Consider the following 25,964-nt stretch of genomic DNA (forward strand, 5'->3'; position numbering starts at 1 on the left):
TCAGGCCACGGCCTGGAGGTCGGCGTCGCGCGGCACCTTCGCGGCGGCGGCGCGCACCACCTCCGGGCTCGCGCCGTCCTTGTGGGCGTTCTCGCTCAGGTGCCGGCGCCAGGCGCGCGCGCCGGGCAGGCCCTGGAAGAGGCCCAGCATGTGCCGGGTGATGGCGCCCAGCGGCGCCCCCTCGCTCATCTGTGCTTCGATGTACGGCAGCATCGCGTCCACGACCTCGTGCCGCGTGAGGGGCGCCTGCGTGCCGCCGAAGAAGCGCCGGTCCGCGTCCGCCAGCAGGTACGGGGACTCGTAGGGCGCGCGGCCCATCATCACGCCGTCCACATGGCCCAGCTGCTCCGCCGCCGCGTCCAGCGTCTTGATGCCGCCGTTGATGCTGATGTCCAGGTGCGGGTACTCGGCCTTGAGCCGGTGCACCAGGTCGTAGCGCAGGGGCGGCACGTCCCGGTTCTCCTTGGGGGACAGGCCCTGCAGCCACGCCTTGCGCGCGTGCACGATGAAGCGCGTGCAGCCCGCCGCGGAGACGCGCCGCACGAAGTCCTCCAGCGTGGGCCACTCCTCCATGTCGTCGATGGCGATGCGCGACTTCACCGTCACCGGGATGCGCACCGCCTCACGCATGGCGGCGACACCGCGCGCCACGAGGTCCGGCTCCGCCATGAGGCACGCGCCGAAGCGGCCGGACTGCACGCGGTCGCTGGGGCAGCCCACGTTGAGGTTGATTTCGTCGTAGCCCCACTCCTCGCCGATGCGCGCGGAGGCGGCCAGGTCCGCCGGCTCCGAGCCGCCCAACTGGAGGGCCACGGGGTGCTCGGCGGGCGTGAAGCCCAGCAGGCGGTCGCGCTTGCCGTGCAGAATCGCGCCCGTGGTCACCATCTCCGTGTAGAGCAGCGTGTGGCGGGAGATGAGCCGGAAGAAGTACCGGCAGTGCCGGTCCGTCCAGTCCATCATCGGCGCGACACACAGCGGCATGGGGTAGGCCAGGGCAGTCATCGCCCTACCCATATCCGGACTCCCGCCATCCGCCCAGGGTCTCCCGAGGCTCCCTCTGGAAGCAGGCGGTCGGCCGGGCCCCCAGCCCTATGCTCTTGGGCCATGTCCCCTGCCCCATCCTGGCTTCCCGCTGTCCGGAACAACGCGGAGTGGTGCGACGCCGTCTGCCGCGCCCATGGCCGCCCGGGCCGGTTCGAGGACGGCCTGTGGCTCAACCCCGCGCCGGTGCCGGCCTTCTATCCCAACGCCGTCACCCTGACAGAGGACCGCACGGAAGCGGCCCTCCACGCCCTGTCCCGCCTGGAGCTGCCGGGCCGCTGGGGCGTGAAGGACAGCTTCGCGACGCTCGACCTCGCCGCGCACGGCTTCGACCTGCTGTTCGAGGCCCGGTGGATCCACCTGGCGGCCACCACGCCTGTGCCGTCCGCGGCATCAGGCCTGGCGTGGCACCCGGTGCGGACACCGGAGGAGCTGGAAGCGTGGGAGGCCGCATGGAGCGGCGGGTCCCCGGGAGCGCGGGTGTTCCCGCCCGCGCTGCTCCAGGAGGAGGGCGTCGTCTTCCTCGGCGCGGGAGACGGGAAGCGCCTCCTGGCCGGAGGCATCGCCTCCTTCGCCGCGAAGGCGGTCGGACTGTCGAACACGTTCCGCGTCGAAGGCGCGCCCGCCGCGCTGGACGCGGAGCTGCTTGCGCGCGTCCGCGCCCATTTCCCGGGACAGCCCATCGTCGGCTACGAGCACGGCGAGGCGCTCGACGCGTGGCGGGCCCTGGGCTTCGAGTCCGGTGGGCCGCTGCGGGTGTGGCTCAGGCGGGAGGGCTGAGCACCACGCCCTGCTCCTCGAGCCACGCGTCCACCAGCCGCTGGCCGGCGTCCGTCAGCGTGAAGCCCAGCCCGGCCCACTGCTGGCCGTTGAGCATCACCACCTGGCCCAGCGCGCGGGCGAAGGCCACCTCCGGCGTCGCGTGCTTGAGCAGCGCGCCCGCGTAGTGGTGCAGGAAGAGGTCGAAGTTCTTCGCGAAGTCCGGGTGCCCGGGGAGCGAGTCGCTGCGCGTGTCCGCCGTCACGTCATACGCCTGGATGACCGCGCCAAAGCCCAGCACGTCCACCAGGAACGCCTGCATCCGGTCCTTGCCCCGCACCCGGCCGGGCAGCCACCGCTCAGGCCCCGCGGGCGTCTGGAAGGTCCACAGGCCGCGTTGACGCGTGGCGGCGAACGGCAGCCCCCCACCCTTGCGCTCCACCTGCACCGCCCGGCGCTGCACCCGCAGGGGCGACGTCTCCGAACGCGCGGGGAAGTAGACGATGACCGCCGGTGCGGAGCGGGCGCAGTTCATGGGAGACACGACTCCAGAGGGGGAACACCTGCACCGGAATTATCCGGCGCTGGCGCCCTGGAGTTGCTTCCCGGTCAACGCTTTTCAGGGGCCGCCCGGCACGGGCCCGGCGAGCGCCTCCACGGCCTCGGGGAGCGTGCCCCGCGCGAGCGCGGCGTGGAGGGTGTCCATCTGGGCCGTGACGACCGCGCGCGACACCTTGGCCCCCGCGCCGTCGCGCACCAGCAGCTCCAGCGTGGCCTGGGCCAAGAGCAGCGGCAGCGTGGTGAAGGCGAGCATGTCCCGGGGCGCCCCCGCCAGGTGCAGGGAGCGCACGTAGCGCGCCGCGGCGATCAGGTCCTGGCCCGCGAGCCGCTCCACGTCCGGGAGCTGCACGCCCTCCGGCAGCCACACGCGGCCCTCCTTCCGGTCCTGGCGCGCGTCCTTGAGGATGTTGACCAGTTGGAGCCCTTCACCGAACAGCGGCGCCAGCGAGCGCAGGTTCGGCGCGTACGGCGCGAGGCGCGGATCCAGGACGAACAGCTCCGTGAGCAGCTCACCCACCAGTCCCGCCACGATGTAGCAATAGTCACGCAGGGACTGGAGCGACCCGAGCTGCAACAGCCCGCCTTCGGACGCGCCGGACAGCACCTGCCCCATGCCCTGCACCGTCTTCAGCACGAAGTGGCGCAGGATGGCGCCGGCCTCCGGGCGCAGCGCGTCCAGGCTCGCCAGCAGCGAAGGCGTGCGCGCGAGCAGGTCCAGGTAGCCCGCGTTCTCGCTGGGACGGCGCGCCAGCCACTCGCGCGACAGCGTCCCGGCGTCCACGCCCGGCTTCTCCTGGAGCAGGGCCTCGAAGGCGGCCAGCGCCTCCCGCCGCTCGTCGCGCGTCCAGGGGGCGGCGTCCTCCAGCGTGTCGGCGACGCGCAGCAGCAGGTAGCCCAGGCCCACCTCGCGGCGCAGCGGCTCGTCGAGCAGCGGGATGGCGAGCGCGAACGTGCGGCTGGTCCGCACGAGGAAGTCCTCCAGCTCGTCATCCCGGAACGGGAGGGCCGTCACGGTGGGGGCGTCACTCAAGGAACCGTCCTCCAGGCACGGGCGCGCCTTTTCGCCCGCGCCCTCACTGCCACAAGCCATCCACCGACACACGCGAGAACGTGCAGGCCCGGCGCGCGGGGCCCGCTGCTGACACCCGGGTTCCCGGATTCCCGCGAACAGGGCCGGGCCCGCGCGCCGGGGAGGACACCGGCGCACGGCGCTTCAGTGGGAGGCCCCAGGGCGCCGCAGCGCCCATGGGGCTCGGCACAGCGGGCTCGGCCGGCGACCTCAGGGCGCGGGAGCAACCGTCGGCTTCGGGGCCGCGGGCTGCGCGGGAGCCACGGGCTGGGCCGGCGCCGGGGGAGCCGCGGCGGGGGCGGCGGGCTTCGGCTCCGGCTTCTCGTGCGACTGGAGCATCTTGCCGTTGTCCGCGGCGATGCGGCGGTACCACGCGTCCGGGTAGCGCGGGTGGCCCACCTTGCCCGTGTTGTCGCGCACGTTGCCGTCGATGTACTTCACGAGCAGCTGCTCACCCAGCTTGCGCCAGCGCGCGTGCACCTTGTCGCCCTGCTGCAGGGAGTACTCGGTGAGGTACTGGCGGGCCTGCTCCGGCGTCCGCTTGTAGAGCACCTGCGCGATGCTCTCGATGTTGGCCTGGTCCGCCAGGAACTGGCCCTCCAGGTCCCCCTGGGCCTTCTGCACGTCGACAATCATGTCGCTCCAGCGCCCGTAGGCCTGGTTCGACACCCAGTTGAAGACCCAGAAGGACGAGTCCCAGGAGAACTCGCCGCGGCTGGCCACGCCCTGCGCGAAGTTCTTCGGCACCTGCCGGATGCCCGCGTACATGGGCGTGTAGACGGTGGTGAAGGTGTCATCCACGCCGAACCAGAGCACCCCGCCAATGGCGTCCGGCAGCGTCGAGCGCATCTGCGCGACGAAGGAGAAGCCCGTCTGCTGCGTGGAGATGGCGCGCTCGTGCACGTAGCTCTTGCCGTCCACGTCCCACGTCATGGGGCGCCAGCGGTAGGGCACCGCGTAGGGCCCCGCGCCCACGTCCTTGGACATGTCCAGCGGCGTGCCCTCGAAGTGGTCGCGCATGAGCGCCATGGCGTCCTGCACGGACACCTTCTTGTCCGGCTTCACCCACAGGGGCAGCCGCTTCGTGGTGTCCGCGCCGTCCGCGTACTCCACGCCCAGCTTCAGGGACGGGGCCGCGCGGCGGAAGATGCTCCACACGCGCGATTCACTGAAGCGCTGCCCGCCGAAGTCCAGCGGGTGGTACGTGTCCGCGAAGCTGAAGTCCTTGTCCGCGCCCGTGTACCAGCCCTTCGCGCGCGCGAAGGAGATGACGTCCGGCGAGTACAGCGTGGTGGCGCTGTCGCTGAGCGGGAACTGGCGGATGCGCGACTGGTTGGCGTGCGCGGAGATGTAGCCGTCCGGCAGCTTGCGGGCCACCCACACCGCGCCCTTCTGCCCCTCGCCCTTGCCAATCATCTCCAGGAGCCACGCCTCCTTCGGGTCGGCGATGGAGAACGTCTCACCGGTGGAGGCGTAGCCGTACTCGGCGACCAGATCCGTCATCACCTGGATGGCCTCACGCGCCGTCTTCGCGCGCTCCAGCGCGATGTAGATGAGCGAGCCGTAGTCGATGATGCCCGCGGGCCCCTCCAGCTCCTTGCGGCCCGTGAAGGTGGACTCGCTGATGGACAGCTGGTGCTCGTTCATGTTGCCCACCACCGAGTAGGTGGCGGCCGGCTGCTTGATGCGGCCCAGGAACTTGCCGGTGTCCCACTCCATGACGTCGCGCATGGCGCCGGCCGCGTGGCGGCGGGCGGGCGTGTAGTACAGCTCGCCGTACAGCTCGTGCGCGTCCGCCGCGTAGGTGATGAACGTGGAGCCGTCCGTCGTGGCGCCCTTCGTCACCAGCATGCTGGTGCAGGCGTCCGCGACGACAGGGGCGACGAGCACCGCCGTCAGCGGCAGCGCGGTGAGGAGGGTCGAAGGGAATCGGTTCATGGCGGCGCAATCTAGCAGGACCGTCGCCCGCTGCCCGCCCGGACAGGTTGCCCTGCACTCAAGCGCCCGGGCCCCGGCAGCCCTGCCGCAGGACGCCATGCGAGAAGCCGATGGCCCCCGAGCGCCGCGCTACTTCCCGGCCCTGAGTTGGATGGCACCCGCTCCTGGGGGACGCTAGGGTTGCGTTTTCCTGCCCGGGGTTTTTCCAAGGTCTCCGGGCTCCCTTTGGAGGAAGGCGTGACGGAGATCGTGGTGGGTCTGGTGGTGTTCTTCGTCTTCACGGTCGTGCTGGGCCCTGCCCTGTGGAGCTCCCGCATCTGGTGGAGCAAGGCGGACCGCGCGCAGCTGAAGGACAAGTACGGCCGCCCCCTGAAGGACCCGAAGGACACCTAGGGGACGGCCGCTTGAAGTGACGGGCGGCTACTCGTCGTTCTGGCGCAGCGCGGCCAGCACGTTGAGGTCCTCCAGCGTGGTGGTGTCCTGCGAGGACTGCTTGCCCGCGGCCACGTCGCGCAGCAGCCGGCGCATGATCTTCCCGGAGCGCGTCTTGGGCAGCCCTTCCGCGAAGCGGATCTCATCCGGCCGCGCGATGGCGCCAATCTCCTTGCCCACGTGCACGGCCAGCTCCTTCTTGAGCGCGTCCGAGGGAGGGTTGCCCTGCTTGAGTGTCACGAAGGCCACGAGCGCCGTGCCCTTCAGGTCATCCGGGCGGCCCACCACGGCGGCCTCGGACACCTTCGGGTGCGCCACGAGCGCGCTCTCCACCTCCGCGGTGCCCAGGCGGTGGCCCGCCACGTTCACCACGTCGTCCACGCGCCCCATCAGCCACACGTAGCCGTCCGCGTCCGTGCGCGCGCCGTCGCCGGTGAAGTACATGCCGGGCAGCTCGCTGAAGTACGTGTTCACGTACCGCTCCGGGTCCCCGTACACGGTGCGCAGCATGGACGGCCAGGGCTTCGTCACGAAGAGCAGCCCGCCCTGCCCCTTGGGCACGCGCTTGCCGTCGCGGTCCAAGATCTCCGCGTGGATGCCGGGCAGCGGGAAGGTGGCGGAGCCGGGCTTGATGGGCGTGGCGCCGGGCAGCGGGGAGACCATGATGCTGCCCGTCTCCGTCTGCCACCACGTGTCCACGACGGGGCAGCGTCCCCCGCCGATGACCTCGCGGTACCACATCCACGCCTCGGGGTTGATGGGCTCGCCCACGCTGCCCAGCAGGCGCAGCGAGGACAGGTCGTGCTTCTTCACCGGCTCGTCGCCCAGGCGCATGAAGGCGCGGATGGCGGTGGGCGCGGTGTAGAGGATGGTGGCCTTGTAGCGCTCGATGATGTCCCAGAAGCGGTCCGGCCCCGGCTGCGTGGGCGCCCCCTCGTAGATGATGGTGGTGACGCCGTTCATCAGCGGGCCGTAGACGACGTACGAGTGGCCCGTCACCCAGCCCACGTCCGCGGTGCACCAGTAGACGTCGTCGTCGCGCAGGTCGAACACCCAGCGCGTGGTGAGCGACGCCATCACCGAGTAGCCGGCGGTGGTGTGCAGCACGCCCTTGGGCTTCCCGGTGGAGCCGGACGTGTAGAGGATGAACAGCGGGTGTTCACTCTCCACCCACTCCGGCTCGCAGACGTCCGACTGGCCCTTCACCAGCGCGTCCCACGCCAGGAACTTCGGACCTTCGGGCAGCTTGCCGTCACCGGTGCGGGTGAGGACGACGACCTTCTCGATGCTGGGGGCGTTGGGGAGCGCGGCCTCCACGTTCTTCATCAGCGGCACCACCGCGCCCTTGCGCCAGCCGCCGTCCGCGGTGAGCAGCACCTTGGCGCCCGCATCCTTCATGCGGTCCTGGAGCGCCTCCGCGGAGAAGCCACCGAACACCACCGAGTGCACCGCGCCCAGCCGCGCGCACGCCAGCATCGCGACGGCGGCCTCCGGCACCATGGGCAGGTAGATGCCCACGCGGTCGCCCTTCTTCACGCCCAGCGACTTGAGGCCGTTGGCCAGCCGGTTCACCTGCTGGGACAGCTCCCCGTAGGTGATGCTCCGGCGGTCGCCCGGCTCGCCCTCGAAGAGGATGGCGGGCTTGTCCTTCAGCTTCGGCAGGTGCCGGTCCAGACAGTTGTAGGCGAGGTTGGTCTTCCCCTCGACGAACCAGCGCGCGTGGGGCGGCTTCCAGTCCAGCACCGTCTGGAAGGGCTCCTTCCAGTAGAGCTCCTCGCGGGCGCGGTCGCCCCAGTACCTGTCCGGATCCTTCGCGGCTTCGTCCCACAGCCGCTGATAGTCCTGCATGCCGCGGATGTGGGCCCGCCGGGAGAAGTCCTCGGGCGGGGGGAAGACGCGGGACTCGGTCAGGACCGAGACGATTTCCTGCGGGTCAGCCATGGGCGTTCCTCCAGATGCAGCGTGGGAACAGCCCTCCTGTTGTAGGAAGCCCTCTTCGCTATCTCAAGGGTTCCCTTCGCAGCGGGTGTTCCCCTGAACGCCGTCGAAGCGGATCCACAGCTCGCAGGTGCAGCCGGTGTTGTTGTTGGCGTCGTAGGCCAGCCGCAGTTGCCCGCTGAACTGCGTGGCGCACTCGGTGGTCGCGTCCAGGTGCACGCGGACCTGGTCGAGCAGGCACTCATTCGTCCCGTCGACGGTGGTGCTGACGTTGGCCACGCTGCCGTCGGCGGTGAACGCCTCGCCGTCCTCCAGGACGTAGCCCAGGAGCTGCATGTTCTGCACGCCGAAGTCCGCGCGCACCACGCGTCCGGCGATTTGAAGGTTCAGCTGGAGGTTGCCCTGGAACCTCTCCAGGAGGCCGCAGTCGTCGCGCAGCGTCTCCGTGGGGATGAGCTCGTAGACGCCCTCGTTCTGGCTGTAGGGCAGGCAGCCGGCCAGGGTGGAGGCCACGAGGGCGGTGAGGCTGAGGCGTCGCAGGGTAGACACGGCACGCACCATCGCCCACGAGAGACATCCGGAACGGGCGCTCGCCTGGGGGCTTTGGGTAGAGTGCGACGCCATGCCTGAATACCGCAACCCCAAACCCACCGTGGACTGCATCATCGAATTGTCCGGCGAACGCATCGTGCTCATCCGCCGCGCGAACCCGCCGGTGGGCTGGGCCCTGCCGGGCGGCTTCGTGGACGAGGGCGAGCCGCTGGACAAGGCCGCCATCCGCGAGGCCAAGGAGGAGACGGGGCTGGACGTGGAGCTTACGGAGCAGTTCTTCAGCTATTCGGATCCGGCGCGGGATCCGCGCCTGCACACGATTTCGACGGTGTTCATCGCGAAGGCGACGGGCGAGCCGGTGGGCGCGGACGACGCGGCGGAGGCGAAGACGTTCGCCGTGGACGCGCTGCCCAAGGACCTGTGCTTCGACCACGGCACCATCCTGTCCGACTATCTGACGTACAAGCGCACCGGGAAGCGCCGCAAGCTGTAGGGACAGGCCTCCACGGATGCACTACCTCTTCGTCCTCCTGGCGCTCGGAGCGCTGCTCATCGTCCATGAGCTGGGGCACCTGGTGGCCGCGCGCCTGTTGGGCGTGCGGGTGCCGCGCTTCACCGTGGGCTTCGGGCCGCCGCTGCTGTCGTTCCGGCTGGGCGGGACGCAGTTCGTGCTGGGCGCGGTGCCGCTGGGCGCGTCCGCGAACCTGCAGGGGATGAACCCGCACCGCTCCGCGGAGGAGGACACGTCCGGGTTCGGCACGCTGGGGCCCTTCAAGCGGATGGCCATCATCCTCGCGGGGCCGCTGGCGAACTACGCGGTCGCGATGGGGCTCCTGTTCGCGCTGTATTCGTCCGGGACGCACGTGGTGGTGCCGCTGACGGTGGGCACGGTGCTGCCGGGCTCGGAGGCGGCGCGGGCGCAGCTGTTGCCCGGGGACCGGCTGGTGGGCGTGGACGGCAAGCCGCTGGAGAGCTGGTCGGACTTCGTCACCCGGGTGGCGGACGGCGTGGGCGGGCAGCTGGAGCTTTCGGTGGAGCGCCACGGCGAGCCGCGCAAGGTGACGGTGCGGCCCCGGGCGGATGAGCGCGGCGCGGGGCGCATTGGCGTGAGCCAGCAGTACGTGTTCCGCACGCACGCCCCTGGCGAGGCGTTCACCCAGTCGCTGGTGCACACCGGGCGCGTGGCGTCCGAGGCGCTGTCCACGGTGGTGGCGATGGTGCGCGGCCCGGAGGTCGCGGGCAAGGCCGGGCCGGGCGCGCTGATGCGCCAGGAGTCGTCCGACGTCGCGTCGTCCACCGCGTCCGGGGCGGATGCGCTGGTGCGCGCGTTCGTGGCGGCCTCCGTCGCGCTGGCGATGCTGACGCTGGTGCCGGTGCCGGGACTGGATGGCGGCCGGGTGCTGCTGCTCGCCATCGAGGCGGTGAGTGGGCGGCGCATTCCTCCGCGCGTGGAGACGGTGGCGCAGACGGCCGGGTTCCTCTTCCTGTCCATTGGCATCGTGGCCACCGCGGGCGCGGAGATCCGCCGCGCGCTGCCCTCGCGAGACGCGCCGCCCGGTGGAGTGAAGCCCCCCGTCGCCGCTCCCGCGCCCGCCGTGCCGGATGCGGGCGTCGTCGCGGTGGCGAGCCCCGCGCCGGTGGCGCCGAAGCCCGTGGCCGTGGCCCCCGCGGTTCCGGATGCAGGGGCGCCCGCGGCCGCTGTCGTTCCCCGGGTCCAGGACGCGGGCACGGCCTTGTCCGTCACCGCGCGGCCGGATGCAGGGGCGTCGGTGTCCGCCGTCGCGCCCCTGGATGCGGGGACGTCCGCGCAGCCGGCGCGCGTCGTGACGCCCTCGCCTCCTTGAGGCGTCCGCCCGCCTGCTCCACCGGCCTCCTGTCTGGGAGTGGAGCCTCTGTTGGATGGTTGGGGCTGCACGGCTGCAATCCACCTCGTTGATTGCACGGCCGCGTGTGGACCAATAGAAGCCCAAGTCTTCCTCCACTTCGCCCCGCTCTTCAGAGATCCGCATGTCCCAGTCCCCCTCCCCTGCCGTCCCCCTTTCCGAGGAGCGCCACGTCGCGGGCGGCGGTGAGATGGGGGAGCTGGTCCGCACGAAGGACTGGTCCCGCACGCCCCTGGGCCCGTCACGCGACTGGCCCGTGAGCTTGAAGACGATGGTGGGCGTCGTCCTCCACAACCGGTTCCCCATGCTCATGTGGTGGGGGCCGGAGATGATCCAGATCTACAACGACGCGTACCGGCCGGTGCTGGGCCACAAGCACCCCGGCTCGCTGGGCGCGCCCGGTGAGCAGATCTGGCGGGAGATCTGGGACGTCATCGGCCCCATGGCCCGGGGCGTGCTCAACGGCGGCCCCGCCACCTGGAGCGAGAACCTGGCGCTGTTCCTCAACAGCCGGGGCTTCGTCGAGGAGACGTTCCACACGTTCTCGTACAGCCCCATCCCCGACGAGCAGGGCGGCGTGGGCGGCGTGCTCGTCACCGTGCGGGAGACGACGCCGGAGGTGCAGCTGGACCGGCAGCTGCGCATGCTGCGCGACATGGCGGCCCGCTCCGCCGACGCGAAGTCTCCGGAACAGGCGTGCCTCACCAGCCTGGACGTGCTCGCGGGCAACGACCTGGACCTGCCGTTCTGCCTGCTCTACCTGCTGGACGCGAACGGCGACACCGCGCGGCTCGCGGGCAGCAGCCGGTTGCCCGCCCCGGTCCTGGAAGCGCTGCCCGCGCAGCAGTCCCTCTCCACGGAGTCCGGCACCGACTGGCCCTTCGCCGAGGCGATCCACACCGGCGAGGACGTCGTCGTGAAGGACCTGGGACAGCGCCTCCACGGCCTGCCCGGAGGCCGCTGGAACACGCCGCCGCCGCTCGCGGTGGTGCGCGCCCTGACGCGGCCCGGACAGTCGCGGCCGTCCGGCTTCCTCGTGGGCGGCGTCAGTCCCCGGCGCCTGCTCGACGCGAGCTATCACGCCTTCTTCCAGGCCACCGCCGAGCAGGTCGCCGCCTCGGTCGCCAACGCGCGTGCCTATCAGGAGGAGCGTCAGCGCGCGGAGGCGCTCGCCGCGCTGGACCGCGCGAAGACGGCCTTCTTCAGCAACATCAGCCACGAGCTGCGCACGCCGCTCACCCTGCTGCTGGGCCCCACCGAGGACGCGCTCGCCAGCCCCACGCGAACGCTCCAGGGCGACTCGCTGGAGACGGTGCACCGCAACGCCGTGCGCCTGCGCAAGCTGGTCAACACGCTCCTGGACTTCGCGCGCATCGAGGCCGGACGCGTGCGCGCCGCCTACGAGCCCACCGACCTGGCCGCACTCACCGCCGGGCTCGCCAGCGCCTTCCGCTCCGCCATCGAGCGCGCGGGCCTGGTGCTCGACGTGGACTGTCCTCCCCTGCCGGAGCCGGCGTGGGTGGACCACGAGATGTGGGAGAAGATCGTCCTCAATCTCGTCTCCAACGCGCTGAAGTTCACCTTCACCGGCACCATCACCGTGGCGCAGGCGCTGAAGGACGGCCACATCGAGCTGCGCGTCACCGACACCGGCACCGGCATCCCCGCGCACGAGTTGCCCCGCCTCTTCGAGCGCTTCCACCGCGTCCACGGCGCCCGCGCGCGCTCCCACGAAGGCTCCGGCATTGGACTGGCGCTGGTGCACGAGTTGGTGCGGCTGCACGGCGGCACCCTCACCGTCCAGAGCGAGCTGGACCGCGGCACCACCTTCACCGTGCGCATCCCCACGGGCTTCACGCACCTGCCGCCGGAGCACGTGACGTCCGCGAAGAGCCAGCGCGCGCTGCCCGCGGGCGCGGACCCCTACGTGCGCGACGCCATGGGCTGGCTGACGGACGTGCCGGCCCCACCGGCAGAGGACTCCGGGGCGTCCCCGGATCTCGAAGCGGCCTCGCTAGGGATGGAGGAGCGCGGGCGCGTGCTGCTCGCGGATGACAACGCGGACATGCGCGAGTACGTGGGCCGGCTGCTGGGTGCCCACTGGACGGTGGAGGCGGTGGCGGATGGCGAGGCCGCGCTCCAGGCCGCGCTCGCCCGGCCTCCGGACCTCATCCTGTCCGACGTGATGATGCCCGGGCTGGACGGCTTCGCGCTGATCCAGGCCCTGCGCGCCGACGAGCGCACCCGCACGGTGCCCGTCATCCTGCTGTCCGCCCGCGCCGGCGAGGAGGCCCAGGAGGAGGGGCTCAACGCGGGCGCGGATGACTACCTGGTGAAGCCCTTCTCCACGCGCGACCTGCTCGCGCGCGTCTCCGCCCAGCTCACCCGTTCCCGCCTGCGCAAGCTGGAGGCCGCGCACGGCGAGCGGCTGGCGCGCATCTTCCAGCACGCGCCCGTGGGCATCGCCATCCTGCGCGGGCCAGAGCACGTCTACGAGTTCGCCAACGAGAACTACCTCAAGCTCATCGCGCACCGGCACGTGACGGGCAAGAGCATCCGCGAAGCCCTGCCGGACCTGGCGCACCAGGGCGTCTACGAATTGCTGGATGGCGTCTACACCACGGGCGAGCCGCACATCGGCCGCTCCCTGCGCGTCGTCTTCAACGACGGCCCCAACCAATCCGCGCGCGAGGTGTTCTTCGACTTCGTCTACCAGCCCATGAGCGACGCGAAGGGCCAGGTGGACTCCATCATCGTGGTTGCCTTCGACGTGACGGAGCTGGCCACCGCGCGCCGCGAGGCCGAGTCCGCCAACCGCGCCAAGGACGAGTTCCTCGCGATGCTCGGCCATGAGCTGCGCAACCCCCTGGCCCCCATCCTCACCGCGCTCCAGTTGATGCGCCTGCGGGGTGAGACGGCGGCCGAGCGCGAGCGGACGCTCATCGAGCGGCAGGTGACGCACCTGGTGCGCATGGTGGACGACCTGTTGGACGTCAGCCGCGTCACCCGGGGCAAGGTCACCCTCAAGCGCGAGCGCATCACGCTCACCGACGTGGTGGCGAAGGCCATCGAGCAGATCAGCTCGATCATCGACCAGCGCCAGCACACGCTGGAGGTGGACCTGCCCGACCGCGGCATGGACCTGAACGGCGACCCCACACGCCTGGCGCAGGTGTTCGCCAACCTGCTCACCAACGCCGCCAAGTACACGGAGCCGGGCGGCTTCCTGGCCGTGACGGGCATGCGCGAAGGCCGGGAGCTGGTCGTCAGCGTGCGCGACACCGGCGTGGGCATCGCGCCGGAGATGCTGCCGCGCGTGTTCGACCTCTTCGTTCAGGAGCACCAGGCCCTGGACCGCTCCCAGGGCGGACTGGGGCTGGGGCTCGCCATCGCGCGAAGCCTGGTGACACTGCACGAAGGCGCCATCAGCGCGCACAGCCCGGGCCGGGGCCGCGGCAGCACCTTCACCGTGCGCCTGCCCGCGCTGGAGGCGGAGGCCCCCGCCGCGCTGCCCACGCCGCAGCCCGGCGCGCTCATCCCCCAGGAGCCCGTCTCCGTGAGCGCGCGCGTGCTCATCGTGGACGACAACCGGGACGCGGCGGACGTGCTCTCCGAGTCGCTGGAGTTCCTGGGCTGCACGACGCGCGTGGCCTACGACGGCCCCAGCGGCCTGGAGGCGGCGAAGGAGTTCCGCCCTGAAATCGCGCTCCTGGACATCGGCCTGCCGGTGATGGACGGCTACGAGCTGGCCCGGCTGCTGCGCCAGCAGGAGGAGCCGCGCCCCCTCAAGCTGGTGGCGGTGACGGGGTACGGCCAGGAGTCCGACCGCCAGCGCTCCAAGGCCGCTGGGTTCGACGCGCACCTGGTGAAGCCGCTGCACTTCGAGACGCTGGAGACGCTGCTCAAGGACCTGACGGGCGCCTGAGGAGCAGGCCGCCCGTCGTCCAGGGGACGTCCGGCCCACGAAGCAAAGGCCGGGCGGCCGCCAAGGCCTTATGCTCCGGCCCCACATGCCCACGCCTTCCGCGACCTCCGCCTCCGTGGCGGACGGTGGACTCTTCTGCGAGCTGTACTGGGGCACCTCCCTGGCGGAGGCCTGGAGCTATGGCCCCGAGCTGGGCCAGGTCCACGCCGCGCCCGACGAGACGGCCCCCCTGCCCCTCTACGGCTTCACGCTGCCGGAGGAGCCCTTCCTCCTGGCCGAGCGCACCCCGAAGGGCTGGCGCATCCACGTGCCGCCCTCCGCCCGCGTGGAGAAGAGCCTCAAGGGCAAGGACTTCCAGCCGGTGGGCCCGGAGGAGCTGACGGGCGCGCCGGGCCGCACGGCGGTGGAGCTGCACGAGGGCATGACGCTGCGCCTCGTGGAGGGCGAGCTGAATCTGCTGGTGCAGCCGTCGGTGGTGAAGGAGCGCGCGGGGCGCTTCCGCGTGCGGGACGTGGCCTGGATCATCACAGTGGCCATCCTCTTCCTGAGCGCGCCCGTCGCCTTCCTCGCCATGGGGCCGGATCCGGCGCGCATGGCCGCGAACAACGCGCGTGCGCTGCAGGCGGCCCACGAAAAGGAAGAGGCGCGGCGCAAGGAGCTGGGGCTGGACAAGCCGCTCAAGCCGCTGACGGAGGCCGAGCGCGCCACGCAGAAGCAGGACGGCGGCGCGCGCGTCACCGTCCCGGCGAGCTTCGGCGTGCGCTGACTCAGGGCCCCAGGCCGACCCAGACCTCGCCGTCCTCGAAGAACTCCTTCTTCCAGATGGGCACGTCCTGCTTGAGCCGCTCGATGGCGTACTCACAGCCCAGGAAGGCCTCCTTGCGGTGCGCGGAGGCCGCGGCGATGACGACGGCCAGCTCGCCCGGCACCAGGGTGCCCACGCGGTGCAGGATGGCCAGCCGCGTCCCCGGCCACGTCCGCGCCACCTCGTCGCCAATCTCCGCGAGCTTCGCCTCCGCCATGGGCGCGTAGGCCTCGTACTCCAGCCGCAGCACGCGCCGGCCCTTCGTCTGGTCGCGCACGGCGCCGGAGAACGTCACCAACCCGCCCGCCCCCTGGGACGCGACCGCGTCCACGACCTCCGAGAGCTGGAGCGGCCGTCCCACCACGGAGAAGAGGCTCGGCGCCCCACCGGCCACGGGCGGAATCAACGCCAGCTCCGCGTCCGGCGACACCGGCGAGTCCAGCGCCACGAACTGCTGCTGCACCGCCACGCGCAGGTGCGGCAGGAGCGGCGCCAGCGGCGGGTGCTTCGAGGCGAGCAGCGCGAGCACGTCCGAGACGCGCGCCCCGGGCGGGACATCCAGTGACTCGCGGGACAGGCCCGCGCGCTCGCGGGCCGCGGCGAAGTACAGCACGGTGACGGACATGACCTGCCTCCTGCTGGCGTGTCCCTAGCGCTCGCGCAGCACGACGCGGCCCTGGAGCCGCCCGCCGCCGTCCACCGGGGAGAAGTCGAGGAACCCGTACTCGAAGGGGGTGAGCTTCTCCAGGAGCGCCGTCACCAGGAGCTGGCTCGCCAGGAGCTCACCCGTCCCGAGCCCCTGCACCGAGCGAACCCCGGCGAGGTCCGCGCGCAGCTGCGCCATGTCCACCATCAGCGACAGGTGGCCCGGACCGAATGCCTCCGCGCCGAAGCGCGTGCGCAGCGTCCTGCCCACGTCCCCCGTCTCGCGGCCGGTGAGCACCTCGCCGGCCTCCAGCGTGGCGCGCTCCGGGGTGAGCGAGAGCGACACCGGCTGCTCCATGAGCCGCGTGCGGAAGCGCGTGGTGTTGCCCTGCGACTCCTTCTGGAAGACGAGCCCGTTGTCCTCCAGCTGCTTCTGGATGAGCTGCTGCACCGGCTGCACGGCCGTCAGGCCGCCTCCATCACCACCGTGCCCTTGGGCGCGGGGCGCCGGTCCCGGATGAAGCCCCGGAAGAAGGCCGCCGCGTCGAAGTAGACGAGCATCGCCACGTCCCCGCGCAGCGCCTTCAGGAGCGGCTCCGCGTCCAGCCCCTGCTTGCGCCAGCGCTCCAGCGTCCGCTGACGCCGGGGCGACTCCGGCGAGCCGAACACCAGCCGCGCCAGCTCCTCCGGAGGCACCGACAGCTGCGCCGCCGCCACCGGCCCCACCGCCGCGCGCCCGAGCAGCTGCGACGCCGGCCCCTTCGCGCCGCCCAACAGCGGCCGGGACGAGGACAGGAAGCCGTCCAGCTCCGCCTGGTCCGCCTGCACCGCGAGCGCGCCGAAGAAGCCGCGCACCGGCATGTCCTCCTTCTCCGCCTCCGACACCGGCGGCGAGGAGAAGAGGAACACGCTGCCGTCGCGCACCTTGCCGCGCAGCTCCGCGAGGAGCGCGTTCTCGGAGATGCCCGGCCCGGACAGTGCCTCCACCTTGCGGCGCACCTGCTCCACGTCCGGGGACTCCTGCACCGCCAGCGCCTTCACCGTCTCACCGGGCTCCGGCGCGTCCGGCGAATCCGGCACCGCGAGGTACACGTAGCCCCGGTCCGCGAAGAGCAGCATGGCGTTGCCGCCATCCACCGGCTCCACGCGCGCGCTGCCATCCTCGCGGGGCAGCACCCGGTGGCCGGCGTCCCGCAGCTCGCGCGCCACGGCCGCGAGCGCCGCCCGCGGATCCGTCACGCCCAAGAGCGCCACCACGCCGTCGAAGTCCGGCATGAGGAAGAAGCCGAAGCCCTCCTCGGGGTCCACCTCCGAGGGGCCGGGCCCCAGGCTGCGCAGGATGAGCGGCACGAGCGGCGTGTCCGCCAGCGTCTGGCGCACGTTGCCCTTGCCCACGAGCCGCCCGTAGAAGTCCACCAGCCCTTCCACGTTGCCGCGCAGGCGGGGCACCCACAGCACGGTCTGCGCGTCCCCGGGCACCGCGCGCAAGACCGGACGCGGCACCACGGTGAGCACCACCCGGGCCAGCTCCTTGTCCCCGTCCAGCGCCCGCACGGTGTAGCGGCCGGCGGTGGCCCACGCGTGGCGGACGCCCGGCACCGTCTGGGGCGGCGTGCCGTCCCCGAAGTCCCAGGTGATGGAGGGCGCCTTCGGGGAGGTGGAGCCGAAGGCCTCCGGCACTCCCGCCTCCAGCGTGCGCTCCGGCCCCAGGTCCGGCCTCAGCCCCCGGCAGCCGGAGGCCCCCAGGCCCACGGCGGCCACGAGGAGGAGGAAGGGAAGCGGGGATGGGCGCGCGCGCGGTCGGGAGGCCATGGGCCTTTCGGTTAGTAGTCCAACGCCAGCCCGAACATCCAGCGCCGGCTGCCCAGGTTCAGGCCCTTGCCGCCGAAGTTGTTCACATCCGCATGCGTGTACTCGGCGAAGAGGTACGAGTGGTTCACGCCCAGGTCCGAGTCGAAGTCGCGCGCGAAGCGCGGCTCCAGTACGTCCAGGAGGAACGACACGCCGGCGGTGCCCGCCCAGCCCCACTTGCCGCCGCTGGCCTTGCTGCCCTCCACCACCTCCGTGGCGCTGCCCTTGGTCATCCACCACGGCGAGTAGATGAGCCCCAGCTTGGCGTACGGCACCAGCGGGATGCCCCAGCGGAAGGCCGCGTAGTCGAACTTGTAGAAGCCGTTGAGCTGGATGGGCAGCACCTTCAGCGCCGCCTTGTCCGCCGCCGCCGAGCCGTCCTCCAGCTTCGCGTCCGCGTACTTCTCCGCGTAGCCCAGGCCCAGGCCCAGGCCCGCCGTACCGATGCCCTGGTAGAAGAAGCGCTGGAGCTCGCCCTCGATGAGCAGGAGCGACGCGTCACCGAAGGTGTCCTCGTACGGCGTCGCGCCGTTGAGGGCCTTCTCGGAGTCGATGCGCGGCTTGTAGCCGCCTCCGCGGAAGATGACCGCGCCCGTGCGCGGAGAGCGCGTGGGGATGGTCACCTCCTGCGCCACCGCCGGTACCGCCAAGAGAAGCGCCGCGACTCCCAGGCCCACAGCCGTGCTGCTCATGACACCTTCCTCCGAGACGACAACCAGATGCCCAGCGCGGCCAGCACCGCGCCACCCGCGATGCCACCGCCGGTCGCGGCACACCCGCCGCGCTCCTCGCCGCCAGCATCCACATACGCATCGAACAAACCATTGCTCTTCACGGGCGTCGCATCCACCGAGGCGGACGCGGTGCTCTCATTGCCCGCGGCGTCCCGGATGATGGCCTGGAGCCGGTACGTCACGCCATTCGTAAGACCGGTGACGACGACGTTCCCCTCGCCAGCCGCCTTGTCCACGCGCGTCACCGGCCCCGTGGTCCCCTCCAGCGCCAGCGCCCCCACCAGCCCCGCCCCGCCACCATCCGTACCCGCGTCCACGTCCGTGCCTGCGTCCACGTCCGTGCCGGCATCGTCCGTGCCCGCGTCGGCGTCCGTGCCGGCGTCACCCGTGCCCGTGCCCGCGTCCCCGGAGGCGACCATCGCCACCTCCACGATGACGGTGGAGTCCGCCTCCGCGCCGTCCACCTGCACCGACAGCGCCGAGTCCCGGGCAATGACCGCGGCGATGGTGGGCGTCGCGGGCGGCTGCGGGTCGTACTTCAGCACGAAGGTCGGGGTGCCCACGTTGGCGTAGGCCGTCTGGCACTCGGTGCCCAGATAGCCTCCCAACTGCCGCGCGGACGCACACAGGTTGAAGGAGATTTCAGAGGTCTGCGAGTCGCACGTCGTCGCGGAACCGCCGTCCGTGCCACCGCCACGCGCCGCGAGCACCTGCTGCACGCTGAAGTTCACGGTGCCGCTGGCCGTGGTGTCGCCCGAGCCGAGGCTCACCAGCTTCAGGTCCGTGGCGGCGGGCTCCGAGCCGCAGCTCCCCGTCGTCGCGTAGATGAAGAGCGAACCGCCGCAGATGTTGCCGGTGCGCGTCCAGGAGAACCGGCGCGCGTTGCCGCACTCACTCTTGGGCACCGTGACGGTGTTGTTGCCCGTGGTGGTGGTCGCGCTCGTGAACTGCACCGCGGGCCCCACCTGGGCCACGGCCGTGGACGCGAAGAGCAGGAGGCCAATGAAGGGAAGGCGCATGGATGGGCTGGAGGCTAGCAAGGGCGGGGCCACCCTCAAGCCCCGTCCGGACGGCCTGTTTCCCAAGGAAAACCCCGGGTTCGCGCGCCAAACAGGCAAGGTGCCCCCGGGGGCTTTGCCAAATTGTCAGGCGGGGCGTTCCGCCAGCTTGAGGCCCGCGTCCACCAGGTGGGCGGCGGCCCGGCCTGCGTTGTCCACGGACGCGAAGAGCGTCACCCACTCCGGGGCCTGGGGGAAGGCGCGCACCCGGCCCACGTGGACGGCCGGGTCGCTCATCACCAGCATGGGCATGGGGTAGATGCGCTCGCCGGGGGCATCCAGCACCTTGAGGGACGGGGACGTCTTCAGCGCGGCGCGCACCTGCTCCACGGGGCCCGGCTTCTTCAGCTGCACGTTCACGGTGAGGCCGTGGCCGTGGAAGGTGGGCACCTGCACGGCGGTGCCGGCCAGGACGGGCGTCTCGCCCAGGGCGGAGAACAGGCGCGCGGCCTCCAGCGTCCAGCCGCCCTCCTCCTCCGTCCACGGGCTGTTCACCATGAAGCCGCCCACCTGGGGCACCAGGTTGAAGCCCACGCGGTGCGGGAAGACCTGCGGCTCCGGCTCGCGGCCGGAGAGCAGGTCCGCGGTCTGCTTCTCCAGTTCGGAGATGCCACGCACGCCCGCGCTGGAGGCGCCCATCAGCGCCGTCACCTGCGCGCGCACCACGCCGAACGCGCGGCGCAGCGGCTCCACCAGGTGCACGGTGGCGCTGGTGACGATGCCCGGCAGGCTCACCACCCGGCCCTTGAAGCTGAAGCCCGGCCCCAGGGCCTCCGTGTTGAAGCCCGGCAGGATCAGCGGCACGTTGCCGTCGCTCCGGAAGGCGCTGCTTGCGTCCACCACCCACGCGCCCGCGGCCTGCGCGGCAGGGGCCAGCGTGCGGGAGGCCTCCGCGGGCGTGGCCAGCAGCACGACGTGGATGCCCCGGAAGGCGTCCGCGGAGGCCCGCTCCACCTCCAGCGTGTCCTCGCCGTACTCCACCTCCAGGCCCTTGGAGCGCTCCGAGCCGAACGCCTGCACCTGCTCCACCGGCACGTCGCGCGCGTACAGGTTCGCCAGCACCTCGCGGCCCACCACGCCCGTGGCGCCCACCACGGCAATCCGAAGGTTCTCTCTCATGACGGGCTCCTTTACGTCAGCGCCTCCGCCCGCGCGAGCACGACGACGCGCCCTTCGGACGGAGGCTTCAGTCTTCCTTCAGCCGGGCCGTGGGCGCGGGGCCCGGCAGCGGCGGGAACTTCGGGTTGCGCTCCGGTTCGGACGCGCGGACGTAGTGCGGCTCCAGGGCGAAGAGCGCCTGTTGCGAGTACGCCTCCGGCAGCCTCGCCAGCCGCCCCACCTCCACCGCGGACGGGAAGGCCGGGCCGGACAACAGCCGGTGCGGCGCGACGCCGTGCTTCTCCAGCGCCTGGCGGTAGTCCGCGAGCGCCGGGCCCAGGGCCACGGCCTCCGGTTGGGCGGCCATCCGCTGGGCGACCTCCTCCGGCGACATGGCCGTCTCCGGCTCCAGCGCCTCCACGGTGTGGCCCACGCGGCGGTAGGCGCCCAGGTAGAGGTCGTCCTTGCGCGCCACGGCGAGGCAGAACAGCGGCACGCCCTCTGGCCCCTCCAGCGCCACCGCCGCCAGCGACGACGCGCCGGCGACCTTCAGGCCCGTGGCGTACGCCAGCGCCTTCACCGTGGCCAGGCCGATTCTCAGGCCCGTGAAGGAGCCCGGGCCCAGGCCCACCGCCAGCCCCTCCAGGTCCTTGAGCTTCAGGCCGTGGCGCGAAAGCAGGTCCCCGACGACGCCGGGCAGCGCCTCGCTCTGCTTGTCCGGCGGAGGCACCACCACGTGCTCCACGGCGCGCACGGCGTCCCCCTGGCGTTCCACCAGGGCAAGCGACAGCGTCAGCGTGGAGGTGTCCAGCGCGAGCAACACAGGCGACATCCCTTCTTTCGTTTCAAGGCACTCAGGCCGGAACGGCCCAGAACTCCACCGGCACCCGCGACACGCGGTCGCTGCCGCACCGGTACAGCCGCACGCGCGCCAGGCCCTTGTCCAGCATGCCCAGCTGCTTCGCGGCGGCCTTCGACACGTCGATGATGCGTCCGTCCACGAAGGGGCCGCGGTCGTTGACGCGCACCTCCACCTCGCGGCCGTTCTCCATGTTCATCACCTTCACGCACGACCCGAAGCGCGCCGTGCGGTGCGCGGCGGTGAGGGCGTTCTGGTTGAACTTCTCTCCGCTGGCGGTGGGCCGGCCGTGGAGGCCGGGACCGTAGAAGGACGCGATGCCCTCACCCAGATAGTTGCGCGGCATCTTCTCCCGGCGCGTCACCTTCGCGCCCTCGTCACCGGAAGAGGTCTCCGGCGGCTGGGGCTTGGCCGCGCGCGACGCGCAGCCAGCAAAGAATCCCATCCCCAGCAGCAGGAGCGCGGTCCGTCCTCGCATCATCACCTCGTTAGCGGGTCACGTCGTTGGTCACGGCCAGCAGCATGAGCAGGATGAGCAGCGCCAGGCCCACCATGTTCGCCACCTCGCGCACGCGCACGGGGATGGGGCGGCGGCGGATGCCCTCCCACGCCGCGGACAACAGGTGGAAGCCGTCCAGCACCGGGATGGGCAAGAGGTTCATCACGCCCAGGTTGATGGAGATGATCGCCATCAGGTTGAGGAAGCTGTCCAGGCCCTGCTCGGCGCTCTTGGCGGCCAGCTGGTACATCATGATGGGGCCACCAATCGTGCTGGGCGACACCTTGCCCACGAACAGCCCGCCCAGCACCTGCACCATCTGCCCGACGATCTTCGGGACGATGAGCGCGGCTTCCTTGAAGGCGGCGGCGGGGCCCAGGTCGATGGTCACCTTCTCCACCGGCGGCAGGTCCGCGCTGCTGTAGCTCCACGGGCGCACGCCGAACACCAGCGGGGCGCTCGTCTGGCCGTAGTCGTCGCGCGTCTTGAGCGGCGCCTGCGCCAGCTTCTCCGTGCGCTCGCCCTTTTCACCGCGCCAGGTGAGCGTGAAGGGCTGGGCCTGCAGGCCGTTGAGCACCGTCGCCAGCTTGTTGAAGGACTTCAGCGGCGTGCCGTTGATGGCCACGATGCGGTCGCCCGGCACGATGCCCGCGCCTTCCGCCACGCTGCCGGAGGCCACGCTCGCCACGTAGAGGTCCACGGCCTCCGCGCCCAGCGCCGCGGCGCCCTCGCCCGGCTGACGCGGCAGGGACACCTTCACCACCTCCGGCAGCCGGCCGGTGACGGCGCCCACGCCCACGGGGGCCAGGCGCGCCACGCTCAGCTCCATGGGGGTGCCTTCCGGCACCTTGGCGACCTCGCGGTAGAGGGCGGCCTCGTCCTGCACGTGCACGCCGTTGACGGACAGCACGCGGTCGAAGCTCTTCAGGCCCGCGGTGGCCGCGGGGGACGTCGCCGGCACGCCCACCACCGGCGGCTGCGGGTAGGGGCTCACGCCAATCATCCCGCGCTCGACGGTGTCCACCGGGGACACCTCCGAGCTCTTCTCCGGCGTCACCTCCACCACCTGCTGCTTGCCGTCGCGCTCCAGGGTGATGGGGACGGGGCGGTTGAACTTGCCGACGAACGCGTCGCGCATGTCGTCGAAGGTGCGGACCGGCTCGCCCTCCACGGACAGGATGCGGTCACCGGGGCGCACGCCCGCGGCGGCGGCGGCCATGTCCGGCGACACCATGCCCACGCGCGTGGACAGCGTCTCCTGGGGGCCCAGGAAGACGAAGAAGTAGACGAAGATGGGGAACAGCAGGTTGAAGGCCGGGCCCGCCAGGACGATGAGGCCGCGCTTCCAGGGCGGCTGCGCCAGGAAGCCTCGCGCGGCCTCTTCCGGCGGCAGCTCCTCGTGCGGCAGGTCTCCAGCCATCTTCACGAAGCCGCCCAGGGGCAACAGCGCCACCTGGTACTCCGTCTCGCCCTTGGTGAAGCCGATGATCTTCGGTCCGAACCCGATGGAGAACTTGAGGACCTTCACTCCGCAGGCCTTGGCCACGAGGAAGTGGCCAAGCTCATGCACCGTCACGAGCACGCCCAGCAGGAGGATGAAGAACCCGAGGTTCTGGAGCATGGCGCGAAGAGTAATCGCGCCCCCCGGGACGGACAACGCACAACGCAAGCCGCAAGGCAGGCGGCCAGGCGCGAAATCAGGCACTTACGGCAGCAGGTGCCTCACGAACTGCACATAGACGAACACCAGCGGCGCGTTGAAGATGAGCGCGTCGATGCGATCCAGCACGCCGCCGTGTCCGGGAATGAGCTTTCCGGAGTCCTTCACGCCATAGGCGCGCTTGAGCATGGACTCGCAGAGGTCGCCCACGGGGCCCAGCAGTCCCCCCAGGATGCCCAGCACCACACAGTCCCACACGGTGAAGATGGGGAAGAAGCCGAGCTTGGCGACGAACATGCCCAGCACGGAGCCGACCATGCCGCCGAAGAAGCCCTCCCACGTCTTGTTCGGGCTCACCGCGGGGTAGAGCTTGTGCTTCCCCAGGAAGCGGCCGGCGAAGTACGCGAGCGTGTCGTTGGCCCAGGTGATGGTGAGCGCGCAGATGACCCACGCGTGCCCTTCCGGCAAGAGGCGCAGCGCGGACAGCGCGGTGAGGCCAATGGAGCCGTAGAGGAAGCCCGTGACGAGGTGCGCGGCCCGGGTGGGGGCCTCCGCGAGCACGCCCCGGAACAGGTTGTAGATCCACGCGAAGAAGAAGAAGACGGACGTCAGCCAGAAGGCCCCCTCGCCCGTGCGCGCGGCGTCCCGCAGCGGGAGCAGCGGCATCACGAAGGCGAAGGCCATGCCCACCCAGGCGGCGGCGCCCAGGCGCTTCTGGGTGATCAGGTAGTACTCACCGGCGCACACGGCCGCGGCTCCCGCCAGGAGGATGGCGCTGTAGTACCCGCCCAGGAACAGGAGCAGGAGCACCAGCGGCAGGAGGGTGACGCCTGTGACAACGCGGATGAGGAGGTTCTTGTTCTTCTCGTTCACGCCTTGGCCCGCTGGGGGGTGTCGTCCCGGTTGACCTGGGCGGACGTCAGCCCGAAGCGCCTCTCGCGGCCCTGGAACTGCGCCAGGCAGCGGAGGAACTCCTCGGTGCGGAAGTCGGGCCACAGGGCGTCGGTGAAGCACAGCTCGGCGTACGCCAGTTGCCAGAGCAGGAAGTTGGAGATGCGCTGCTCGCCGCTGGTGCGGACGATGAGGTCCACCGGCGGCAGCCCCGCGGTCCACAGCCGCGACTCCAGGTCGTCCGCGTCCAGGTGCGCGGGGTCCAGTTCGCCGCGGGCAGCGGCCTGGGCCAGGTCGCGCGCGGCGCGCAGCAGCTCCTCGCGGCCGCCATAGGAGAGCGCCAGGGTGAGCACCATGCCCGTGTTGTGGGCGGAGTCGGCCCTCAGGCGATCCAGGGGCTCGCGGACGTAGCGCGGCAGCTTGTCCACCTCACCGATGGCGTTGAGGCGGATGCCGTTGTCCAGGATTTCGGCGCGCTCGGACTCCAGGTACTCGCGCAAGAGGTCCATCAGGCCGGCGACCTCTTCCGGCGGGCGGGCCCAGTTCTGGGAGGAGAAGGCGTAGAGCGTGAGGGCCTGCACGCCCAGGCGGCGCGCGGTGCGGGTGACTTCCCGGACGCTCACGCTGCCCTCGCGGTGGCCCTCCAGCCGGGGCTGGCCGCGAAGCTCCGCCCAGCGGCCATTGCCGTCCATGATGATGCCCACGTGGCGCGGGAGTGGCCGGGCCTTGACCTGGACCTCAAGGGCGGTGGGCAACAGTGTGGGAGGGCGATCCATGAAGCCGCGCACCCTAGCGGCGGCGCCGCGTCGCGTCCACGGGCGCGTGGCCGCCCGGTCCCCCTCCACGGGTGGGCGGTCGTCTGGAGGGGTTGAACGGTTCATGAGGGGACACGAGCCCGGCTAGAGTGGTCTTCCATGAAAACTCCTCATGGGTGTCCCTCCTTCCGGGTGCTCGGCGGGCTGCTCGGGTTCTGGGTGTTCGGGGTGGGGCCGGCCTTCGGGCAGGCGGCGGGGACGGGAACGGCGGCGTCCCGGTCGGCGGGCACGTACTTCGACGCGGCGATGGCGGAGGCTGCCCGGCTCTATGAGGACCTGGAGTCCGAGCAGGCCCTGGCGGCGGTGACCCGGGCGCGGCGGCTGGCCCGTTCCGAAGAGGAGCGCGGCGCGGCGGCCATCTACGAGGGCGTCATCCTGGCGGACATGGGGCGGCGCGATGCCGCGCTGGCGTCGTTCCGGGCGGGGTTGCTGCTGGCACCGGAGGCGAAGCTGCCGGCGAAGGTGTCTCCCAAGGTGGAGGGGGACTTCGAGTCCGTGCGGAGCGCGGTGCGGCAGGAGCGCGCGGCGGTGGCGAAGCCGGCGGATGCGCCGGTGGTGGAGGCTCCGGCGGCGTTGAACCCGCCCCAGGTCGCGGCGGCGCCGGCTCCGGGCGTGGATTTGCAGGCGGATGCCCGCGAGCGCGGGATGCGCCGGGTGCCGACGGTGTCGTGGGTGCTGCTGGGCACGGGGGTGGTGGCGGGCGGTGTGGGGTCCATCATCGGGCTCCAGTCGCGAGGCAACGTGAGCTCCGCACGCGACGCGGACCTGTCCGCGGACGTGAGCGGGCACCTGGACGATGCGCGGGGGCAGGCGGTCGTGGCGAACGTGCTCTTCGGCACCGCGCTGGCGGCGGCCGCGGGCGCCGTCACCACGTACTTCCTGATGGGCGGGGCCACGGCCACGAACGGTGGCCGGTGACGCACCGCCACCCTTTCCCATGACGCCAGTTCC

General features: G+C 71.6%; 24 protein-coding genes. 7 read left to right on the forward strand and 17 right to left on the reverse strand.

Annotation, left to right across the window (positions count from 1 at the left end; genetic code table 11):
* Positions 1–1,002 carry a tRNA dihydrouridine(20/20a) synthase DusA gene (gene dusA / locus ACX114_RS27520; RefSeq protein WP_459289320.1) on the reverse strand — a complete coding sequence of 334 codons (1,002 nt, stop codon included), beginning with the start codon at positions 1,000–1,002 and terminating at the stop codon, positions 1–3.
* Between the two features lie 102 nt (positions 1,003–1,104).
* Between dusA and ACX114_RS27525 the strand changes: the two genes are divergently transcribed.
* Positions 1,105–1,821 carry a hypothetical protein gene (locus ACX114_RS27525; RefSeq protein WP_459289322.1) on the forward strand — a complete coding sequence of 239 codons (717 nt, stop codon included), beginning with the start codon at positions 1,105–1,107 and terminating at the stop codon, positions 1,819–1,821.
* Here the strand turns inward: ACX114_RS27525 and ACX114_RS27530 are convergent.
* The 3 genes from ACX114_RS27530 to ACX114_RS27540 form a co-directional block, all read right to left on the reverse strand.
* A complete protein-coding gene (locus ACX114_RS27530) occupies positions 1,805–2,335 on the reverse strand; it encodes a hypothetical protein (RefSeq protein WP_459289324.1) in 531 nt (176 codons plus the stop codon). The genes ACX114_RS27525 and ACX114_RS27530 overlap by 17 nt on opposite strands.
* An 84-nt stretch (positions 2,336–2,419) precedes the next feature.
* Positions 2,420–3,391, reverse strand: coding sequence for a squalene/phytoene synthase family protein (locus tag ACX114_RS27535; RefSeq protein ID WP_459289326.1), 972 nt, complete (start codon positions 3,389–3,391; stop codon positions 2,420–2,422).
* Positions 3,392–3,640: 249 nt separating this feature from the next.
* Entirely contained in the window at positions 3,641–5,368 is a 1,728-nt protein-coding gene (locus tag ACX114_RS27540; protein ID WP_459289328.1) for a dipeptidase, read from the reverse strand.
* A 237-nt stretch (positions 5,369–5,605) separates the two neighbouring features.
* Here ACX114_RS27540 and ACX114_RS27545 point away from each other — a divergent pair, with 237 nt between their 5' ends.
* Positions 5,606–5,761 (forward strand): hypothetical protein, encoded by a 156-nt coding sequence (locus tag ACX114_RS27545; RefSeq protein WP_459289330.1) that lies wholly within the window; start codon positions 5,606–5,608, stop codon positions 5,759–5,761.
* Between the two features lie 27 nt (positions 5,762–5,788).
* Here ACX114_RS27545 and acs read toward each other — a convergent pair whose 3' ends face one another.
* On the reverse strand, positions 5,789–7,741 hold the full coding sequence (gene acs, locus ACX114_RS27550; RefSeq protein WP_459289332.1) for an acetate--CoA ligase: 1,953 nt from the start codon (positions 7,739–7,741) through the stop codon (positions 5,789–5,791).
* A gap of 63 nt (positions 7,742–7,804) precedes the next feature.
* Positions 7,805–8,287: a hypothetical protein gene (locus ACX114_RS27555; protein WP_459289334.1), complete on the reverse strand. Its 483-nt coding sequence runs from the start codon at positions 8,285–8,287 to the stop codon at positions 7,805–7,807.
* A 73-nt stretch (positions 8,288–8,360) separates the two neighbouring features.
* Here ACX114_RS27555 and ACX114_RS27560 point away from each other — a divergent pair, with 73 nt between their 5' ends.
* The 4 genes from ACX114_RS27560 to ACX114_RS27575 all read left to right on the forward strand — a co-directional run bounded on the left by ACX114_RS27560 (position 8,361) and on the right by ACX114_RS27575 (position 14,864).
* Entirely contained in the window at positions 8,361–8,783 is a 423-nt protein-coding gene (locus ACX114_RS27560; RefSeq protein WP_459289335.1) for an NUDIX domain-containing protein, read from the forward strand.
* A 16-nt stretch (positions 8,784–8,799) separates the two neighbouring features.
* Positions 8,800–10,134, forward strand: coding sequence for a M50 family metallopeptidase (locus ACX114_RS27565; RefSeq protein ID WP_459289337.1), 1,335 nt, complete (start codon positions 8,800–8,802; stop codon positions 10,132–10,134).
* A gap of 163 nt (positions 10,135–10,297) precedes the next feature.
* Positions 10,298–14,098 carry an ATP-binding protein gene (locus tag ACX114_RS27570; RefSeq protein WP_459289339.1) on the forward strand — a complete coding sequence of 1,267 codons (3,801 nt, stop codon included), beginning with the start codon at positions 10,298–10,300 and terminating at the stop codon, positions 14,096–14,098.
* 85 nt (positions 14,099–14,183) lie between these two features.
* Positions 14,184–14,864 carry a hypothetical protein gene (locus ACX114_RS27575; RefSeq protein WP_459289341.1) on the forward strand — a complete coding sequence of 227 codons (681 nt, stop codon included), beginning with the start codon at positions 14,184–14,186 and terminating at the stop codon, positions 14,862–14,864.
* A 1-nt stretch (position 14,865) separates the two neighbouring features.
* Here ACX114_RS27575 and ACX114_RS27580 read toward each other — a convergent pair whose 3' ends face one another.
* From ACX114_RS27580 to uppS, 11 genes are all read right to left on the reverse strand, one after another.
* On the reverse strand, positions 14,866–15,528 hold the full coding sequence (locus ACX114_RS27580) for a molybdenum cofactor biosynthesis protein (RefSeq protein ID WP_459289343.1): 663 nt from the start codon (positions 15,526–15,528) through the stop codon (positions 14,866–14,868).
* Positions 15,529–15,552: 24 nt separating this feature from the next.
* Positions 15,553–16,008, reverse strand: a complete 456-nt coding sequence (locus ACX114_RS27585; RefSeq protein WP_459289344.1) for a hypothetical protein — start codon at positions 16,006–16,008, stop codon at positions 15,553–15,555.
* Positions 16,009–16,013: 5 nt separating this feature from the next.
* Positions 16,014–17,360, reverse strand: a complete 1,347-nt coding sequence (locus tag ACX114_RS27590; RefSeq protein WP_459289346.1) for a PKD domain-containing protein — start codon at positions 17,358–17,360, stop codon at positions 16,014–16,016.
* 11 nt (positions 17,361–17,371) lie between these two features.
* A complete protein-coding gene (locus tag ACX114_RS27595; protein ID WP_459289348.1) occupies positions 17,372–18,091 on the reverse strand; it encodes an MXAN_2562 family outer membrane beta-barrel protein in 720 nt (239 codons plus the stop codon).
* The gene (locus ACX114_RS27600; protein ID WP_459289350.1) at positions 18,088–19,152 is read right to left on the reverse strand and encodes an MXAN_2561 family MXYO-CTERM-anchored protein; all 1,065 of its coding nucleotides are present in this window, start codon (positions 19,150–19,152) and stop codon (positions 18,088–18,090) included. Before ACX114_RS27600 ends, ACX114_RS27595 begins: the two co-directional genes overlap by 4 nt.
* A gap of 126 nt (positions 19,153–19,278) precedes the next feature.
* Positions 19,279–20,310, reverse strand: coding sequence for an aspartate-semialdehyde dehydrogenase (locus tag ACX114_RS27605; protein WP_459289352.1), 1,032 nt, complete (start codon positions 20,308–20,310; stop codon positions 19,279–19,281).
* A 67-nt stretch (positions 20,311–20,377) separates the two neighbouring features.
* Complete coding sequence (gene tsaB, locus ACX114_RS27610) at positions 20,378–21,121, reverse strand: tRNA (adenosine(37)-N6)-threonylcarbamoyltransferase complex dimerization subunit type 1 TsaB (protein ID WP_459289354.1); 744 nt, start codon at positions 21,119–21,121, stop codon at positions 20,378–20,380.
* A 22-nt stretch (positions 21,122–21,143) separates the two neighbouring features.
* Positions 21,144–21,626: a septal ring lytic transglycosylase RlpA family protein gene (locus ACX114_RS27615; RefSeq protein WP_459300303.1), complete on the reverse strand. Its 483-nt coding sequence runs from the start codon at positions 21,624–21,626 to the stop codon at positions 21,144–21,146.
* 10 nt (positions 21,627–21,636) lie between these two features.
* Positions 21,637–23,268 carry an RIP metalloprotease RseP gene (rseP, locus tag ACX114_RS27620; RefSeq protein ID WP_459289356.1) on the reverse strand — a complete coding sequence of 544 codons (1,632 nt, stop codon included), beginning with the start codon at positions 23,266–23,268 and terminating at the stop codon, positions 21,637–21,639.
* An 84-nt stretch (positions 23,269–23,352) separates the two neighbouring features.
* Entirely contained in the window at positions 23,353–24,180 is an 828-nt protein-coding gene (locus ACX114_RS27625; protein WP_459289358.1) for a phosphatidate cytidylyltransferase, read from the reverse strand.
* Positions 24,177–24,974, reverse strand: coding sequence for a polyprenyl diphosphate synthase (uppS, locus tag ACX114_RS27630; RefSeq protein ID WP_459289360.1), 798 nt, complete (start codon positions 24,972–24,974; stop codon positions 24,177–24,179). The genes ACX114_RS27625 and uppS overlap by 4 nt, the downstream gene beginning before the upstream one ends.
* A gap of 138 nt (positions 24,975–25,112) precedes the next feature.
* On the opposite strand from uppS, the gene ACX114_RS27635 reads away from it, so the two are divergent.
* Entirely contained in the window at positions 25,113–25,931 is an 819-nt protein-coding gene (locus ACX114_RS27635) for a tetratricopeptide repeat protein (protein ID WP_459289361.1), read from the forward strand.
* The last annotated feature ends 33 nt before the right edge of the window (positions 25,932–25,964 follow it).

It is taken from the genome of Corallococcus sp. M7 (assembly GCF_054512695.1).

What these genes read in the sequence shown, in the direction of transcription:
- dusA (WP_459289320.1), bottom strand. Translation starts at nt 1,002, where the DNA reads ATGACTGCCCTGGCCTACCCCATGCCGCTGTGTGTCGCGCCGATGATG.
- ACX114_RS27525 (WP_459289322.1), top strand. Translation starts at nt 1,105, where the DNA reads ATGTCCCCTGCCCCATCCTGGCTTCCCGCTGTCCGGAACAACGCGGAG.
- ACX114_RS27530 (WP_459289324.1), bottom strand. Translation starts at nt 2,335, where the DNA reads ATGAACTGCGCCCGCTCCGCACCGGCGGTCATCGTCTACTTCCCCGCG.
- ACX114_RS27540 (WP_459289328.1), bottom strand. Translation starts at nt 5,368, where the DNA reads ATGAACCGATTCCCTTCGACCCTCCTCACCGCGCTGCCGCTGACGGCG.
- acs (WP_459289332.1), bottom strand. Translation starts at nt 7,741, where the DNA reads ATGGCTGACCCGCAGGAAATCGTCTCGGTCCTGACCGAGTCCCGCGTC.
- ACX114_RS27560 (WP_459289335.1), top strand. Translation starts at nt 8,361, where the DNA reads ATGCCTGAATACCGCAACCCCAAACCCACCGTGGACTGCATCATCGAA.
- ACX114_RS27565 (WP_459289337.1), top strand. Translation starts at nt 8,800, where the DNA reads ATGCACTACCTCTTCGTCCTCCTGGCGCTCGGAGCGCTGCTCATCGTC.
- ACX114_RS27570 (WP_459289339.1), top strand. Translation starts at nt 10,298, where the DNA reads ATGTCCCAGTCCCCCTCCCCTGCCGTCCCCCTTTCCGAGGAGCGCCAC.
- ACX114_RS27575 (WP_459289341.1), top strand. Translation starts at nt 14,184, where the DNA reads ATGCCCACGCCTTCCGCGACCTCCGCCTCCGTGGCGGACGGTGGACTC.
- ACX114_RS27580 (WP_459289343.1), bottom strand. Translation starts at nt 15,528, where the DNA reads ATGTCCGTCACCGTGCTGTACTTCGCCGCGGCCCGCGAGCGCGCGGGC.
- ACX114_RS27590 (WP_459289346.1), bottom strand. Translation starts at nt 17,360, where the DNA reads ATGGCCTCCCGACCGCGCGCGCGCCCATCCCCGCTTCCCTTCCTCCTC.
- ACX114_RS27595 (WP_459289348.1), bottom strand. Translation starts at nt 18,091, where the DNA reads ATGAGCAGCACGGCTGTGGGCCTGGGAGTCGCGGCGCTTCTCTTGGCG.
- ACX114_RS27600 (WP_459289350.1), bottom strand. Translation starts at nt 19,152, where the DNA reads ATGCGCCTTCCCTTCATTGGCCTCCTGCTCTTCGCGTCCACGGCCGTG.
- ACX114_RS27605 (WP_459289352.1), bottom strand. Translation starts at nt 20,310, where the DNA reads ATGAGAGAGAACCTTCGGATTGCCGTGGTGGGCGCCACGGGCGTGGTG.
- tsaB (WP_459289354.1), bottom strand. Translation starts at nt 21,121, where the DNA reads ATGTCGCCTGTGTTGCTCGCGCTGGACACCTCCACGCTGACGCTGTCG.
- ACX114_RS27615 (WP_459300303.1), bottom strand. Translation starts at nt 21,626, where the DNA reads ATGCGAGGACGGACCGCGCTCCTGCTGCTGGGGATGGGATTCTTTGCT.
- rseP (WP_459289356.1), bottom strand. Translation starts at nt 23,268, where the DNA reads ATGCTCCAGAACCTCGGGTTCTTCATCCTCCTGCTGGGCGTGCTCGTG.
- uppS (WP_459289360.1), bottom strand. Translation starts at nt 24,974, where the DNA reads ATGGATCGCCCTCCCACACTGTTGCCCACCGCCCTTGAGGTCCAGGTC.
- ACX114_RS27635 (WP_459289361.1), top strand. Translation starts at nt 25,113, where the DNA reads ATGAAAACTCCTCATGGGTGTCCCTCCTTCCGGGTGCTCGGCGGGCTG.